11 protein-coding genes are annotated in these 14,377 nt (G+C 68.3%); 7 read left to right on the top strand and 4 right to left on the bottom strand.

Translation table 11 applies throughout. The annotated features are described in order from the left end of the window. Positions 1-6: 6 nt before the first annotated feature. The 7 genes from L880_RS0105655 (at position 7) to L880_RS0105625 (ending at position 7,220) form a co-directional block, all read left to right on the top strand. The gene (locus L880_RS0105655; protein ID WP_027474849.1) at positions 7-888 is read left to right on the top strand and encodes a branched-chain amino acid ABC transporter permease; all 882 of its coding nucleotides are present in this window, start codon (positions 7-9) and stop codon (positions 886-888) included. Continuing rightward, positions 885-1,643 carry an ATP-binding cassette domain-containing protein gene (locus L880_RS0105650; RefSeq protein WP_027474848.1) on the top strand — a complete coding sequence of 253 codons (759 nt, stop codon included), beginning with the start codon at positions 885-887 and terminating at the stop codon, positions 1,641-1,643. The genes L880_RS0105655 and L880_RS0105650 overlap by 4 nt, the downstream gene beginning before the upstream one ends. Then, entirely contained in the window at positions 1,640-2,347 is a 708-nt protein-coding gene (locus tag L880_RS0105645; protein WP_027474847.1) for an ABC transporter ATP-binding protein, read from the top strand. Before L880_RS0105650 ends, L880_RS0105645 begins: the two co-directional genes overlap by 4 nt. 75 nt (positions 2,348-2,422) lie before the next feature. Continuing rightward, positions 2,423-4,525, top strand: a complete 2,103-nt coding sequence (locus L880_RS0105640; RefSeq protein WP_027474846.1) for an acyltransferase family protein — start codon at positions 2,423-2,425, stop codon at positions 4,523-4,525. Positions 4,526-4,562: 37 nt separating this feature from the next. Next, positions 4,563-5,870: a lytic murein transglycosylase gene (locus L880_RS0105635; RefSeq protein ID WP_043328711.1), complete on the top strand. Its 1,308-nt coding sequence runs from the start codon at positions 4,563-4,565 to the stop codon at positions 5,868-5,870. A gap of 139 nt (positions 5,871-6,009) precedes the next feature. Then, complete coding sequence (locus L880_RS35485; RefSeq protein ID WP_157462624.1) at positions 6,010-6,174, top strand: hypothetical protein; 165 nt, start codon at positions 6,010-6,012, stop codon at positions 6,172-6,174. Then, on the top strand, positions 6,171-7,220 hold the full coding sequence (locus L880_RS0105625) for a virulence RhuM family protein (RefSeq protein ID WP_027474844.1): 1,050 nt from the start codon (positions 6,171-6,173) through the stop codon (positions 7,218-7,220). The genes L880_RS35485 and L880_RS0105625 overlap by 4 nt, the downstream gene beginning before the upstream one ends. A gap of 76 nt (positions 7,221-7,296) precedes the next feature. Here L880_RS0105625 and L880_RS0105620 read toward each other — a convergent pair whose 3' ends face one another. The 4 genes from L880_RS0105620 to L880_RS0105605 form a co-directional block, all read right to left on the bottom strand. Further along, positions 7,297-9,753 (bottom strand): glycogen/starch/alpha-glucan phosphorylase, encoded by a 2,457-nt coding sequence (locus L880_RS0105620; RefSeq protein WP_027474843.1) that lies wholly within the window; start codon positions 9,751-9,753, stop codon positions 7,297-7,299. A 71-nt stretch (positions 9,754-9,824) separates the two neighbouring features. Beyond that, positions 9,825-11,285, bottom strand: coding sequence for a glycogen synthase GlgA (gene glgA, locus L880_RS0105615; RefSeq protein ID WP_027474842.1), 1,461 nt, complete (start codon positions 11,283-11,285; stop codon positions 9,825-9,827). 39 nt (positions 11,286-11,324) lie between these two features. Continuing rightward, on the bottom strand, positions 11,325-12,659 hold the full coding sequence (gene glgC / locus L880_RS0105610; RefSeq protein WP_027474841.1) for a glucose-1-phosphate adenylyltransferase: 1,335 nt from the start codon (positions 12,657-12,659) through the stop codon (positions 11,325-11,327). Between the two features lie 54 nt (positions 12,660-12,713). Continuing rightward, positions 12,714-14,357 (bottom strand): alpha-D-glucose phosphate-specific phosphoglucomutase, encoded by a 1,644-nt coding sequence (locus L880_RS0105605; protein WP_027474840.1) that lies wholly within the window; start codon positions 14,355-14,357, stop codon positions 12,714-12,716. Positions 14,358-14,377: the final 20 nt, after the last annotated feature.

The raw sequence follows: 14,377 nt of genomic DNA, 5'->3' as shown, positions 1-14,377 counted from the left end.
GACGCCATGACCGCTTATCTTCTGGCCATCGGCATCGTGGCCCTGATCTATGGCCTGCTGGCCCTGGGGCTGAACCTGCAGTTCGGCCTGACCGGGCTGGTCAACTTCGGGGTGGTGGCCTTCTTTGCCGTCGGCGCCTACACCTCGGGCCTGCTGTCGCTGCAAGGCGTGCCCCTGCCGCTGAGCTTTGCCGCCGCGGCCGTGCTGGCCGCCCTGCTGGCGCTGCCCATCGGGCTGTTGTCGCTGCGCCTGCGCGACGACTACCTGGCCATCGTGACGCTGGGCTTTTCCGAGGCGGTGCGCATCACCATCCAGCAGGAAAGCTGGCTGACCCAGGGCGTGCAAGGCCTGCCCGGCCTGCCCAAGCTGTTCGCCAGCTGGGGCCCGTGGTCGGATGCCGCGATCTTCGCGGTGTTGCTGGGCGCCGTCGCCGTGGTGGCCTGGGGCACGGTGCGCCTCACCGGCAGCCCCTTCGGCCGCCTGCTCAAGGCCATCGGCGACGACGAGGCCGCCCTGTCGGCCCTGGGCAAGGACCCGGCCCGCTTCAAGGTGCAGGTGTTCATGCTGGGGGCGGCACTGGCCGGGCTGGCGGGGGCCTTCTATGCGCACTTCATCACCTTCATCACGCCCGAGCAGTTCATTCCGCTGATCACCTTCTATGTGTGGATGGGCCTGATCATGGGCGGCGCCGGCTCGGTGCGCGGCGCCCTCTTCGGCTCGCTGCTGCTGATGGTGTTCCTCGAAGGCTCGCGCTTTGCCAAGGACTGGGTGCCCGGCGTGTCCGAAGTGGGCATGGCCAGCCTGCGCCTGGCCGCCGTGGGTCTGGCGCTGATCCTGATCACCTTGTACCGCCCCCACGGCCTGTGGGGGGGAGGAAAAAGCCAATGATGCTGAGCGTCGAAACCGTGACCCGGCAGTTCGGGGGCTTCAAGGCCGTCGATGGCGTGTCCCTGCAACTGGCCGAGCGTGAGATCCTGGGCATCGCCGGCACCAACGGGGCGGGCAAGAGCACGCTGTTCGCGGCCATCGCGGGCCAGCAACCGGCGGACGCCGGGCGCATCCGCTTTGATGGTCACGACATCACCCGCCTGCCGCCCTACCGCCGGGCCCGCCTGGGCCTGGTGCGGACCTTTCAGGTGCCGCGCGAGTTCAAGAGCCTGAGCGTACACCAGAACCTGCTGGCCGCCGCCGCCAACCCCCAGGGCGAGCGCCTGCTGAACGCCTTTGTGCGCACCCGCAGCCTGCGCGAGCACGAGGAGCAGCTGGTGGCCAAGGCCGATGGCATCCTGCAGTTCCTCAACCTGACGCGGGTGCGCGACAAGCTGGCCGGCGGCCTGTCTGGCGGCCAGAAGAAGCTGGTCGAGCTGGGCCGCGTGCTGATGCTCGACCCGCGCTGCATCCTGCTTGACGAGCCCTTTGCCGGCGTCAACCCGGTGCTGATCGAGGAGATCTGCGAGCGCGTGCGTGAGCTCCACGCCCGAGGCATCGCCTTCATCGTCATCGAGCACCACCTGCAGGCGCTCAAGGCCCTGTCGCAGCGCATGATCGTGATGGACCGCGGCAGCATCCTGGCCGAGGGCGACCCGCACACCGTGCTGGACGACCCGCGCGTGCAGGAAGCCTACATGGGAGGTGTGGCATGAGCGCGAACCTGCTGGACATCCGCGCGTTGCGCGGCGGCTACTCGGAGGTCGACATCATCCAGGGCATCGACCTGAGCGTGGCCCCGGGCCAGATCGTCACCATCGCCGGCACCAACGGCGCCGGCAAATCGACCCTGGTGAAGGCCTTGCTGGGCCTGCTGCCCCGCGTGCAGGGCGAGATCGTGCTGGATGGGCGCTCCATCACCCGGCTCGGCGCCGAAGACCGCTTTGACGCCGGCCTGGCCTATGTGCCCCAGGTGGCCAATGTGTTTGCCTCGCTCACCGTGCGCGAGAACCTGCAGGTGGTGCGCGGTGTGCCCCACCTCAAGCGCCGCATGGACGAGGTGCTGGCCGACTTCCCGGCCCTGGTCGAGCGCCTGGCCCAGCCCGCCAGCAACCTGTCCGGCGGCGAGCGCCAGCAACTGGCCTTCGCCCGGGCCCTGATGCCCTCACCCCGCATCATGGTGCTGGATGAGCCCACGGCCGCCCTGGCGCCCTCCCTGGTGGGCAAGGTGTTCGACATGGTGCAGAAGCTGCCCGCCGCCGGCGTGGCCGTGCTCATGGTCGAGCAGCGCGCCCGCCAGGCGCTGCAGATCAGCCTGCAGGGCTACATCCTGGATCAGGGCCGCTGCGTGCTGGCCGGCCCGGCCCACGAGCTGCTCGGTGACGAGCGCATGGCGCAGCTGTACCTGGGGAGCCATTGAGTCGTCTGGCGTGGGCTGAGGGTCAGGCTGGCCCTAGTTACACTTTCCCACCCACTGAAAGTGAATGCCCAACCCATGCCGGAATCGTCTCCTCGCCCTATTTCTTCCTACCGCCCAGACATCGACGGCCTGCGGGCCATTGCCGTGCTGGCGGTGCTGGTGTTCCACCTGCGCGCCAGCGCCCTGCCGGGCGGTTTTCTGGGCGTGGATGTGTTCTTTGCGATCTCGGGCTATGTGGTGACCGGTTCGCTGTTGAGTCAGCGCGGCCTGGGCTTCTGGCGTCTGATCGGCGAGTTCTATGCCAAGCGTTTCGCGCGCATCCTGCCGGCGCTGTGCGGGGTGCTGCTGGCCACGGCACTGGGCGCCTCCTTGCTGGTGCCCCAGTCCTGGCTCAGCGAACTCAGTGACAAGACCGGACTGTACGCCTACCTCGGCTTGAGCAACTGGGTGATGCAGTCGAACGCCGATACCTACTTTGCACCACGGGCCGAGTTCAACCCCTACACCCACACCTGGTCGCTGGGGGTGGAGGAACAGTTCTACCTTCTGGCGCCGATGCTGATCTATGCCTTCATGCGCTGGGGGCAACGGGGTGCCCGTGCCCGCCTGCTGGCGCTGGGTGCCGCCGGTGCGTTGTGCGTGGCCTCGCTGGCCTACTTCGTGCAGCAAAGCAGCCGCCAACCCGACGTGGCGTTCTACTTCATTGCCTGCCGCTTCTGGGAGCTGGCCGTGGGCATGTTGTTGCGCTTTGCACACCAGACCTGGCCACCGAAGCCGGCCCGCACCCCCCCAGGGGCGTTGCTGAGTGCCGGTTTGCCCTTGCTGGGTTTGCTGTGCCTGGCGGTGGCCCTGGTGTGGGCCCGGCCCGGACCAGACGCCTGGGTGTGGAATGGCCTGGCGGTGCTGGGTGCTGCACTGGTCATCCAGGCCGGCGCCACGGCGCAGGGGCGCCTCAGTGACCGAGCCTTGGGCAGTGCCGTGCCGGTGTGGCTGGGCAAGCGCTCGTATTCGATCTACCTGTGGCACTGGCCGGTCTGCGTATTGCTGCGCTGGACGGTGGGGCTGGACAGCGCGTTCACGCTGGCTGCAGGGGCCCTACTGACGATGCTGCTCGCGCTGGCCTCGTACCACTGGCTGGAGCTGCCGCTGCGCCACAACGCCCGCCTTGAGGCCCGACCGGCTTGGGCCCGCATCCTGCTCTTTGCCCTTTTTCCCCTGTTGGGCTACCAGCTCAGCCACACCTTGTTCCGCCACCGCAACGAGATCAGCCTGAGCACGGTGGCCCGTCATGCCGTGGACTGGTACGCCGGCAGCCAGATGCCTTATGGCGACCCGACCCAGCGCAACTGCCAGGTAGCGATGCATTCGGAGGGGCTGGCCGGTGGGGTGGAGCACAGCTACCAGGCCAGTGCCTGCAAAGCGCCAGCCCGGCGTCAGACCGTGAACGTGATCGGGGACTCGCATGCCGGCGCCTACCTGCCCATGCTGGAGCAGCTCAGCGCCGACACCGGGGCCCGCGTGCACCTGTACACCTTTCCAAGCTGCCCCTTCCTTGACCTGAGCCAGCCCCAGGGGCGCTACCGCGACCCCGGTTGCCTGACGTTCAGCCAGCAGGTGGTGAAGAAAATCGCTGAGGAAAGCCGGCCGGGCGACCTGCTGTTCATGCCCAGCCTGCGCATGCCGCGCTATGGCGACCAATGGGCCAGTTTCAATATCCCTGATATGCACGAGCGTATCTACGGTGCCGCTGCAGAGAAAGACCGTAATGAGGCCCTGGCCGAGGCCCCGGGCTGGCTGACGCCGCTGGCCCAGCGCGGCCTGCGTCTGATTTTCGAGGCGCCCAAGCCCATCTTCCAGGCCCCCACCTTCCGCTGCGCCGATGCCTTCAACCGCCACAACCCGATCTGCGTGGGCGACAACCAGCAGCCGCGCAGCACCTTGCTGGACCTGCGCGCACCCGTGCTGAACAGCATGCAGCGCCTGAGCCAGGAGGTGCCGGGCCTGAGCATCTGGGACCCCCTGCCCGTGCTGTGCCCGGGCGACATCTGCAGCAGCCTGCGCGAGGGTCGCCCCCTGTTCTTTGACGGCGATCACCCCAGCGCCTACGGCAACTGGGTGCTGTACCCCGATTTCAAGCAGATGATCCTGAGCTTTCCCGAGTCTACGCCAGCCCCTTGAGCCGGCTCGGGTGCTGAATGCGGGTGAAAATCACCCCATGCATGCCACCCCCATCCTGCGGCGCCCTGCCCTGGCGCGCCCGCTGTTCACGCTGAGCCTGGGCGCCACCTTGCTGTTGGCCGCCTGTGCCAGCCGCCCGCCCGAGACCGCGGCAACGTCACCTGCAGCAGCCACGACAGCTGCGGCTGCGGCAACGCCCCTTGCGTCCGCGAACCCGCCCAGCCCCGAGGCCGGCTTTGCCCGCTGGGTGGAGGGCTTCAAGGTCTCGGCCCGGCGTGCCGGCATCAGCGAGGCCACGCTGCATGCGGCCTTTGACGAGGTGCAATACCTGCCCCAGTTGATCGAGCTGGACCGGGCCCAGCCTGAGTTCAACCGCCCGGTGTGGGACTACCTGGACCGCGCCATCACCCCGCAGCGCGTGCTCAACGGGCAGAAGAAGCTGCAGCAGGTGCGCGCCGAGGCCGATGCGGCGGCCGCGCGCTATGGCGTGCCGGCCTCCATCCTGGCCGGCATCTGGGGCATGGAGAGCGACTTCGGCCGCAACTACGGCAACACCCCGGTGATCGACGCCCTGGCCACGCTGGGCTATGAGGGCCGGCGCGAGGCCTGGGCCCGGGGCGAGCTGCTGGCGGCGCTGAAGATCCTGCAGAGCGGCGACATCGACCGCGCCCACATGATCGGCTCCTGGGCCGGTGCCATGGGGCAGACGCAGTTCATGCCCACGGTGTTCCTGGCCCATGCGGTGGACGCCGACGGCGACGGTCGCCGTGACATCTGGGCCAGCATGGCCGATGTGATGGCCTCCACCGCCCAGTTCCTGGCCCGCTCGGGCTGGCAGAGCGGCCAACCCTGGGGCGGCGAGGTGGTGTTGCCGCCCGACTTTGACCTGGCGCGGGCCGATGGCGAGTTCAAGCAAAGCAGTGCCCAGTGGGCGGCCGAGGGCCTGCGCAGCCCCGATGGCGGGCCCCTGCCCGCGCTGGATCAGGCCGCGGTGTTCCTGCCGGCCGGCGCCCGTGGGCCGGCCTTTCTGATCGGGCCCAACTTCAAGGTGATCCTGCGCTACAACAACGCCACCAGCTATGCCCTGGGCGTGGCCCTGCTGGCCCAGCGCCTGGACGGCGGCCCGGCGGTGCAGGCCGCCTGGCCCCGCGATCTGCAGCCGCTCACGCGCAGCCAGACCCGCACCCTGCAAAACGCCCTCAACGAGCGCGGCTTTGACAGCGGCACCCCCGACGGCCTGATGGGCCCGGCCACCCGCGAAGCCGTGCGCCGCTACCAGCGTAGCGCCGGCCTGGTGCCCGACGGCTACCCCACGCTGGACCTGCTGCAGGGCCTGCAGCCCTGAGACCTGAGGCTGCAGACCCGGACAGGGCGACGAGCGCGGGCCCTCTGCGGCCGTCTGGGTCCTCCAGTCATGCTGAGGTCGCCCTCGCATTCTGGAGTTCACTGCTTAGCCCGGAGAATGCAGGGAAAGGAGCGCAGAGATGAATGATGCACTGATGAGCCGCGCCAGGCCCATCTTGGCTTTCAAGCAGGTGGGCTTCAGGTGGGCCTTCCTCGACGGCACGAAGTCCATCGATCTGAAGGCCTTGTGCGGCCAACGCTTGAAGCTCGATGCCGAGTTGGACGGACAAGGGGCGGGACGATGAATGATCCGATGCCACGCGCCGAACTGGTGCTCTACGCCACTGAGGATGGCTCGGCGCGTTTCTTCCTGCGTGCCGAGGGGGGCAGTGTCTGGCTCAGCCAGGCCGAACTGGCTGAGCTTTTCCAGACCTCGATACCCAACATCAATATTCACATCAGAAACGTGCTCGATGAAGGTGAGTTGGCCGAAGTTGGAACTGTTAAGGATGACTTAATAGTTCAAGCCGAGGGCGGCCGCCAGGTCCGTCGAACGATCAAGCTCTACAACCTCAGCATGATCCTGGCCATCGGTTACCGGGTGAAGTCGCCACGCGGCACCCAGTTCCGTCAGTGGGCCACGACCCACCTCAAGGAGTACCTGATCAAGGGCTTTGTCATGGACGACGAGCGCTTGAAGAGGGCCGACGGCTGGGATTACTTCGATGAACTGCTCCAGCGCATCCGGGACATACGTTCGTCGGAGAAGCGTTTCTACCAAAAGGTACGTGACCTGTTGGCGCTGTCGGTGGATTACGCGGACGATGCCCAGGTCACGGGCCTGTTCTTCGCCGAGGTGCAGAACAAGATGTTCTTCGCGGTGACGGGCCACACGGCCGCTGAGTTGATCGTGCAACGCGCTGACCCCAGCCAGCCCAATATGGCCCTCACCGCCTGGAAGGGCAGCCGTGTACGCAAGGCCGATGTGACGGTGGCCAAGAACTACCTGGGTGCCGAGGAGTTGGATCAGCTCAATCGCATCGTTGGCATGTTCCTGGACTTTGCCGAGTTGCGCTCGCTGCAGCGCAAAGACCTGCGCCTGGCTGATTGGCGGGCCTATGTGGACAGCTTCATGGCCTTCAACGAGCAGGCCGTGTTGCAGGGCCCTGGCCACATGAGCCACGAAGCGATGACGACGATGGTCCACAAACGCTATGAGCAGTTTGATGCGGCCCGGCGTCAGGCAGAAGCGCTGGAGGCAGATCGCGCAGAGATGAGAGAACTGGAGCTGCTCGAAAAGCGGATGACAAGCCGGCGCCGGGGTGGCCAGAGGACGGACGAGGGGCCCTGACGGACAGCTGCGCGTCACACCACCCCCCTTTTTGACTTGGGGGGCGATCGCGACGTGCCGCGTGCAACCGTGGGGGCTAGAGCTTCACCGGCTCAGTCCGCCAGATCTTCTCGGCGTACTCGGCAATCGTGCGGTCCGACGAGAACGGCCCCATGCCGGCCACGTTGCGCAGCGCCATGCGGTTCCAGGCCTCGGGCTTCTGGTACAGGGCGTCGACCTTCTCCTGGGCTGCCACGTACGAGGCGTAGTCGGCCAGCAGCATGTAGTGGTCGCCCCAGTTCACCAGCACGTCGTAGATGGCCTGGTAGCGGTGCGGCTCTTCGGGGCTGAAGCGGCCGTCGCGGATGGCCTCCAGCACGCGCTGCAACTCCGATTTGCCGGCCAGCACCTGGCGCGGCTGGTAGCCCTGGCTGCGCAGGGCGGCCACCTCGGGCGTGGTGTTGCCGAAGATGAAGATGTTCTCCGGGCCCACCGCCTCGCGGATCTCGACGTTGGCACCATCGAGCGTGCCGATGGTGAGCGCGCCATTGAGCGACAGCTTCATGTTGCCGGTGCCCGAGGCCTCGGTGCCGGCGGTGGAGATCTGCTCCGACAGGTCGGCGGCCGGGATGATCAGCTCGGCCAGGCTCACGCTGTAGTTGGGCACGAACACCACCTTGAGCAGATCGCCCACGGCCGGGTCGTTGTTGACGGTGCGGGCCACGTCGTTGATCAGCTGGATGATCAGCTTGGCCATGTGGTAGGCCGAGGCCGCCTTGCCGGCGAACACCACCACGCGGGGCACTTTCACCGAGCCGGGCTGTTCGATGATGCGCAGGTAGCGCGTGACCACGTGCAGCACGTTGAGCAGCTGGCGCTTGTACTCGTGGATGCGCTTGATCTGCACGTCGTACAGCGCATCGGCCGGCAGCGTCAGGCCCATGTGCTGCTGCACCCAGCTGGCAAAGCGCTGCTTGTTGTGCTGCTTGGCGTTGCGGAAGGACTGCAGCAGGATGGGGTCGTCCAGCCGGTCTTTGAGCTGGGCCAGCAGGTTCAGGTCGCGCCGCCAGCCCGGGCCCACGGCGCCGTCGAGCACGCTGGCCAGGGCCGGGTTGGCCTGGGCCAGCCAGCGGCGCTGGGTGATGCCATTGGTCTTGTTGTTGAAGCGCTCCGGCCAGAGGCGTGCGAAGTCGGCAAAGATCGACTGTGTCATCAGCTCGGAGTGCAGGGCCGACACGCCGTTGACCGAATGGCTGGCCAGCACCGCCAGGTAGGCCATGCGCACGCGGCGCTCGCCGCCCTCGTCGATCAGCGACACCCGACGCATCAGGTCGGTGTCGCCGCCGTGGCGCTGGGCCAGCTGGCCCAGAAAGTAGGCGTTGATGTCGAAGATGATCTGCAGGTGGCGCGGCAGGATGCGGCCCAGCATCTCCACCGGCCAGGTTTCGAGCGCCTCGTGCATCAGGGTGTGGTTGGTGTACGAGAACACGCCCTGGCAGATGCGCCAGGCGTCGGCAAAGGGCACGTGGTGCACGTCCAGCAGCAGGCGCATCAGCTCGGGCACGGCCAGCACCGGGTGGGTGTCGTTGAGGTGGATGCTGACCTTGTCCTTGAGCTGGTCGAAGGTGTCGTGGCGCGCCAGGTAGCGGCGCAGCAGGTCTTGCACGCTGGCGCTGCAGAAGAAGTACTCCTGGTGCAGGCGCAGCTCGCGGCCCGAGGGCGTGGAGTCGTCGGGGTAGAGCACGCGCGACACGTTCTCGGAGTGGTTCTTGCGCTCCACCGCCTCGAAGTAGTTGCCCCGGTTGAAGGCGCCCAGATCGATCTCCTCGGTGGCCTTGGCCGACCACAGGCGCAGCGTGTTGGTGGCCTGCGTGCCGAAGCCCGGGATGATGGTGTCATAGGCCATGGCGCGCACGTCCTGGGTGTCGACCCATTCGTAGCGGTCGCCGTGGCGCAGCACGTGGCCGCCGAACTGCACGCGGTAGACCACCTCGGGGCGCGGAAACTCCCAGGGGTTGAGGTTGTTCAGCCAGTAGTCGGGCACCTCGACCTGGCGCCCGTCCACGATGGTCTGGCGGAACATGCCGTAGTCGTAGCGGATGCCGTAGCCATAGCCGGGCACGCCCAGGGTGGCCATCGAGTCCAGAAAACACGCGGCCAGCCGGCCCAGGCCGCCGTTGCCCAGGGCCGCATCGGGTTCGAGTTCGGCCATGGCCTCGATGTCCAGGCCCAGCTCGGCCAGGGCGGTGCGCAGCGGCTGTTCGATCTCCAGCGCGATCAGCGCGTTGCTGAAGGTGCGCCCGATCAGGAACTCCATCGACAGGTAGTAGACGTTCTTCACGTCTTGCGCCGCCTTGGCGCGGGTGGTGGCCATCCAGCGCTCGACCAGCAGGTCGCGCACCGTGTAGGCCGCGGCGTTGAGCCAGTCCACCGGGCGCGCCGTGGCCGGGTCCTTGCCCACGGTGAACATCAGCTTGTTGGCGATGGCACGTTTGAGCGAGGCCGCATCGTGTTGCGGGGCGTCGTAGTCGAAGACGGACGGGGTGTGGGTCATGGCTTTCTTTCGCGATCAGAAAGGGGCGTGGGTGGGTCGGGCCGCAGGGTGCAGCAAGCGCCCGCCCCGGTTCAGTGTTGCAGCAGGGACTGGTACAGCGCCACATAGTGCCGGGCCGACTCGTCCCAGCCGCTAGCACGACGCATGCCTGCCTGGCGCACCCGGGCCCAGGCGGTGGGCTGGCGGTACAGCGCAAAGGCGCGGCGCAGGGCGTGTCGGTAGGCGGCTTCGGTGAAGTCGTGGAACACGAAGCCGTTGGCGCTGTCGTCTTCCAGGGTGGCCAGGTCGGCATCCACCACGGTGTCGGCCAGGCCGCCCACGGCCCGCACCAGGGGCAGGCAGCCGTACTGCAGGCCATACAACTGGGTCAGGCCGCAGGGCTCGAAGCGCGAGGGCACCAGGGTCACGTCGGCGCCGGCAAACACGCGGTGCGCCAGCGCCTCGTCGTAGCCCAGGTGCACCGCCACGCGCCCGGGGTGGCGCTGGGCCAGCAGGGCAAAGGCGTGCTGCAGTTCGGGGTCGCCGGTGCCCTGCACCAGCAGCTGGCCGCCGGCGGCCACGATGTCGTCGCCCCCGGCCAGCACCAGGTGCAGGCCTTTTTGCTCGGTCAGCCGGCTGACCACGCAGAACAGCGGGGCACCGGGGGTGAGCTCGAGCTTCATCTCGCGCTGCAGGGCGGCCTTGCAGATGGCCTTGCCGGTCATGCGGCGCGGGTCGTAGCGGTGGGCGATCAAGGTGTCGGTGGCGGGGTTCCAGACGGCGGTGTCGACCGCATTCAGGATGCCGCTGAGCACATCGCGCCGATGCCGCAGCAGGCCGTCGAGCCCGCAGCCCTGCTCGGGCTGCTGGATCTCGCGGGCGTAGCTCGGGCTCACGGTGGTGATGCGGTCGGCAAAGTGCAGGCCGGCCTTCATGAAGGAGAGTTGGCCGTGGAACTCCAGGCCCTCCAGGCGGAAGAAGTGCGCCGGCAGGCCCAGCTCCTGCAGGTGGTGGGCCGCGAACACGCCCTGGTAGGCCAGGTTGTGCACGGTGTACACACTGGGCACCGGCCGGCCGGGCCAGGTGTGCAGGCAGGCGGCGGCCAGCCCGGCGTGCCAGTCGTGGCCATGCACCAGATCGGGCCGCCAGGCCGGGTCCAGGCCGTGCGCCAGGTGGGCGGCCGCCCAGCCCAGGGCGCCGAAGCGGCGCGCGTTGTCGGCGTAGGGCCGGCGCTCGGCATCTTCGTAGGGGTTGCCGGGGCGGTCGAACAGGCTGGGCGCGTCCAGCACATAGGCCTGCAGCGGCCCGGCCGGCGTGGGCACGGCGGCCAGGTTGCCGCGGCGCAGGTTGAGCCGCTCGCCCCAGGGTGCGTCGAAGTGGCCCACCACCGTGTCCTCGCTCAGGCCGGCGAGGATGGCCGGAAAGCCCGGCAGCAGGGCGCGGGGTTCGACACCGGCCGCCACCAGGGCCGCGGGCAGGGCCCCGGCAATGTCGGCCAGGCCCCCGGTCTTGAGCAGGGGGAACAGTTCGGCACTGACTTGCAGGATGCGCATGGTGGGGTCCTTCCGGGCGTTCAGGGGCGTTCTCGGGCTTCAGGGCGTGATGTGGGCTGGGGCGGCAGCCGGTTCGGCCGCCAGGCGCGCCAGCATGGTGCGGGTGACCAGCACCACGCCATTGTCCGTGCGCTCGAAGCGCTGCGCGTCGAGTACCGGATCTTCGCCGATCACCAGCCCCTCGGGCAGCACACAGCCGCGGTCGATCACCGCCTTGCGGATGCGGCAGCCCCGCCCCACGGTGATGTTGGGCAGCAGCACGGCCTGGTCGATCTCGCAGAACGAGTGCACCCGCACGCTGGAGAACAGCACCGAGTTGCTGACGTGCGAGCCCGACACGATGCAGCCGCCCGACACCATGGTGTTGATGGTCTGGCCGTGGCGGCCCTGCGCGTCCTGCACGAACTTGGCCGGCGGCAGCTGGCGCTGGCTGGTCCAGATGGGCCAGTCGGTGTCGTAGATGTCGAGCTCGGGGGTGACCGAGGCCAGGTCGAGGTTGGCCTCCCAGAAGGCGTCGATGGTGCCCACGTCGCGCCAGTAGGGCTGGGCCTCGGGCGAGGTCGACACGCACGACAGCGAAAACGGGTGTGCCTGGGCGCGGCCCTCGCGCACCACGCGCGGGATCACGTCCTTGCCGAAGTCGTGGCTGGACTCGGGGTTGGCCAGGTCTTCTTCGAGCAGCTCGTACAGGTACTGGGCGTTGAACACGTAGATGCCCATGCTGGCCAGCGACACCTGGTCGTTGCCGGGCATGGCGGGCGGGTCGGCCGGCTTCTCGACGAAGTCGGTGATGCTGCGCCGCGCATCCACCGCCATCACGCCAAAGGCGCTGGCCTCGGCGCGCGGCACCTCGATGCAGCCCACGGTGCAGCCGGCGCCGCTGTCCACGTGGTCCTTGAGCATCAGCGAGTAGTCCATCTTGTAGACGTGGTCGCCGGCCAGCACCACCACGTACTCGGGGCGGCTGGACTGGATGATGTCCAGGTTCTGGTAGATCGCGTCGGCCGTGCCCCGGTACCAGTGCTCTTCATCCACCCGCTGCTGGGCGGGCAGCAGGTCGACCATCTCGTTGAGTTCGGCGCGCAGAAAGCTCCAGCCGCGCTGCAGGTGGCGCAGCAGCGAGTGCGACTTGTACTGCGTGATCACCCCGATGCGGCGGATGCCCGAGTTGACGCAGTTGGACAGCGCGAAATCGATGATGCGGAACTTGCCGCCGAAGTACACCGCCGGCTTGGCACGGCGGTCGGTCAGCTGCTTCAGGCGCGAGCCGCGGCCGCCGGCCAGCACCAGCGCAATCGTGCGGCGCACCAGCATGTGGGGTTGTTGCAGTCGGTCGGCGATCAGGGCCGCCTGCTGGTTGTGGGTGTCGTTCATCTCGGTCTCCTTGCTGCTTTGTCGGTGTGCTTTGGTGGGTCTTGCTGGGCGGCCTCAGGTGGTCACGCTGGGCTGCTCCATGCCGGTGAAGTGGCGCACCCGGGCCAGTGTTTCGGCCAGGGCGATCAGGGGGGCCAGGGCGAGCTGGGCGTCCAGCCCGTGGCGGGCCGGATCGGCCTCGTGCCGCTCCAGGTACAGGCGCAGGGTGGCGCCTTCGGTACCGGTGCCCGAGAGGCGGAACACCAGGCGCGAGCCATCGCTGAGCACGATGCGCACGCCCTGGCGCTGGCTGACGCTGCCGTCCACCGGGTCGGTGTAGGCGAAGTCGTCGGCCAGGGCGATGGTCTGCCCGGGCAGTTCTGTCAGTGCGCGGCCCGGCAGGCTGGGCAGCTGCTCGCGCAGGCCCTGCATCAGCGCTTCGGCGCGCTCGCTGGCAATGCCTTCGTAGTCGTGGCGCGAGTAGAAGCAGCGGCCATCGGTGCGCCACAGCGCCTGCACCAGCTCGGGCACCGACTGGCCGGTGGCCGCGATCAGGTTGAGCCAGAACAGCACGGCCCACACGCCGTCTTTTTCGCGCACGTGGTCCGAGCCGGTGCCGTAGCTTTCTTCGCCGCACAGGGTGGCCCGGCCGGCATCGAGCAGGTTGCCGAAAAACTTCCAGCCGGTGGGGGTCTCGAAACACGGGATGCCCAGGCGGCGCGCCACCCGGTCGACCGCGGTCGAGGTGGGCATGGAGCGCGCCACGCCCTGCAGGCCGCGGGCATAGCCCGGCACGCGGGTGGCGTGGGCGGCCAGCACGGCCAGGCTGTCCGAGGGCGAGACCGCAAAGTGCCGGCCCAGGATCATGTTGCGGTCGGCGTCGCCGTCCGAGGCGGCGCCCATGTCGGGCGCATCAGGCCGGGCCATGTGCTCCACCAGGTCGGTGGCGTTGACGGGGTTGGGGTCGGGGTGCAGCCCGCCGAAATCCTCCAGCGGCACGGCATTGACCACCGTGCCCGCGGGCGCGCCCAGCTCGCCTTCGAGCAGGGCCTTGGCGTAGGGGCCGCCGACGGCGTTCATGGCGTCGTAGCGCAGTCGGAAGCCACTGGCGAACAAGGCCCGAATGGCGTCAAAGTCAAACAACCCGCGCATCAGCTCGGCATAGTTGGCCACCGGGTCGATCACCTCGACCTCGGTGTGGTGCAGGGTGTGGCGGCCCAGGGTGTCCAGCGGCAGGTCGGGGCTGTCCAGGCTGTGCAGGGTGTTCACTTCGAGGCTGCGGCGGTAGATGGCTTCAGTCACGCTTTCAGGGGCCGGGCCGCCATTGCCGATGTTGTATTTGATGCCGAAGTCGCCCTCGGGCCCGCCCGGGTTGTGGCTGGCCGACAGCACGATGCCACCGCTGGCCCCGTGGTGGCGGATCAGGGCGCTGACCGCGGGGGTGGACAGGATGCCGCCCTGCCCCACCAGCACGCACGCATAGCCCTTGGCCGCCGCCATGCGCAGGATGGTCTGGATCGCCACCCGGTTGTGGTAGCGCCCGTCGCCCCCCACGACCAGGGTCTGGCCGCTGGCGTCGGGCAGCACGTCGAACAGGGCCTGCACGAAGTTGTCCAGGTAGCGGGGCTGTTGGAACACGCTGACCTTCTTGCGCAGGCCCGAGGTGCCGGGGCGCTGGCCTGGGTAGGGTTGGGTGGCTTGGGTGATCAGCAATGGCATGGCGGCAGGGTCTCCTGAAA

The sequence above is a fragment of the Curvibacter gracilis ATCC BAA-807 genome (assembly GCF_000518645.1).
Classification (GTDB): Bacteria; Pseudomonadota; Gammaproteobacteria; order Burkholderiales; family Burkholderiaceae_C; genus Curvibacter; species Curvibacter gracilis.
Note: the sequence above shows the minus strand (reverse complement) of the source record. Positions and strands in the feature narration are given on the sequence as shown.

Excerpts from the sequence above, each read along its gene's own strand:
- L880_RS0105655 (WP_027474849.1), top strand. The coding sequence starts at position 7 with ATGACCGCTTATCTTCTGGCCATCGGCATCGTGGCCCTGATCTATGGC.
- L880_RS0105650 (WP_027474848.1), top strand. The coding sequence starts at position 885 with ATGATGCTGAGCGTCGAAACCGTGACCCGGCAGTTCGGGGGCTTCAAG.
- L880_RS0105645 (WP_027474847.1), top strand. The coding sequence starts at position 1,640 with ATGAGCGCGAACCTGCTGGACATCCGCGCGTTGCGCGGCGGCTACTCG.
- L880_RS0105640 (WP_027474846.1), top strand. The coding sequence starts at position 2,423 with ATGCCGGAATCGTCTCCTCGCCCTATTTCTTCCTACCGCCCAGACATC.
- L880_RS0105635 (WP_043328711.1), top strand. The coding sequence starts at position 4,563 with ATGCATGCCACCCCCATCCTGCGGCGCCCTGCCCTGGCGCGCCCGCTG.
- L880_RS35485 (WP_157462624.1), top strand. The coding sequence starts at position 6,010 with ATGAATGATGCACTGATGAGCCGCGCCAGGCCCATCTTGGCTTTCAAG.
- L880_RS0105625 (WP_027474844.1), top strand. The coding sequence starts at position 6,171 with ATGAATGATCCGATGCCACGCGCCGAACTGGTGCTCTACGCCACTGAG.
- L880_RS0105620 (WP_027474843.1), bottom strand. The coding sequence starts at position 9,753 with ATGACCCACACCCCGTCCGTCTTCGACTACGACGCCCCGCAACACGAT.
- glgA (WP_027474842.1), bottom strand. The coding sequence starts at position 11,285 with ATGCGCATCCTGCAAGTCAGTGCCGAACTGTTCCCCCTGCTCAAGACC.
- glgC (WP_027474841.1), bottom strand. The coding sequence starts at position 12,659 with ATGAACGACACCCACAACCAGCAGGCGGCCCTGATCGCCGACCGACTG.
- L880_RS0105605 (WP_027474840.1), bottom strand. The coding sequence starts at position 14,357 with ATGCCATTGCTGATCACCCAAGCCACCCAACCCTACCCAGGCCAGCGC.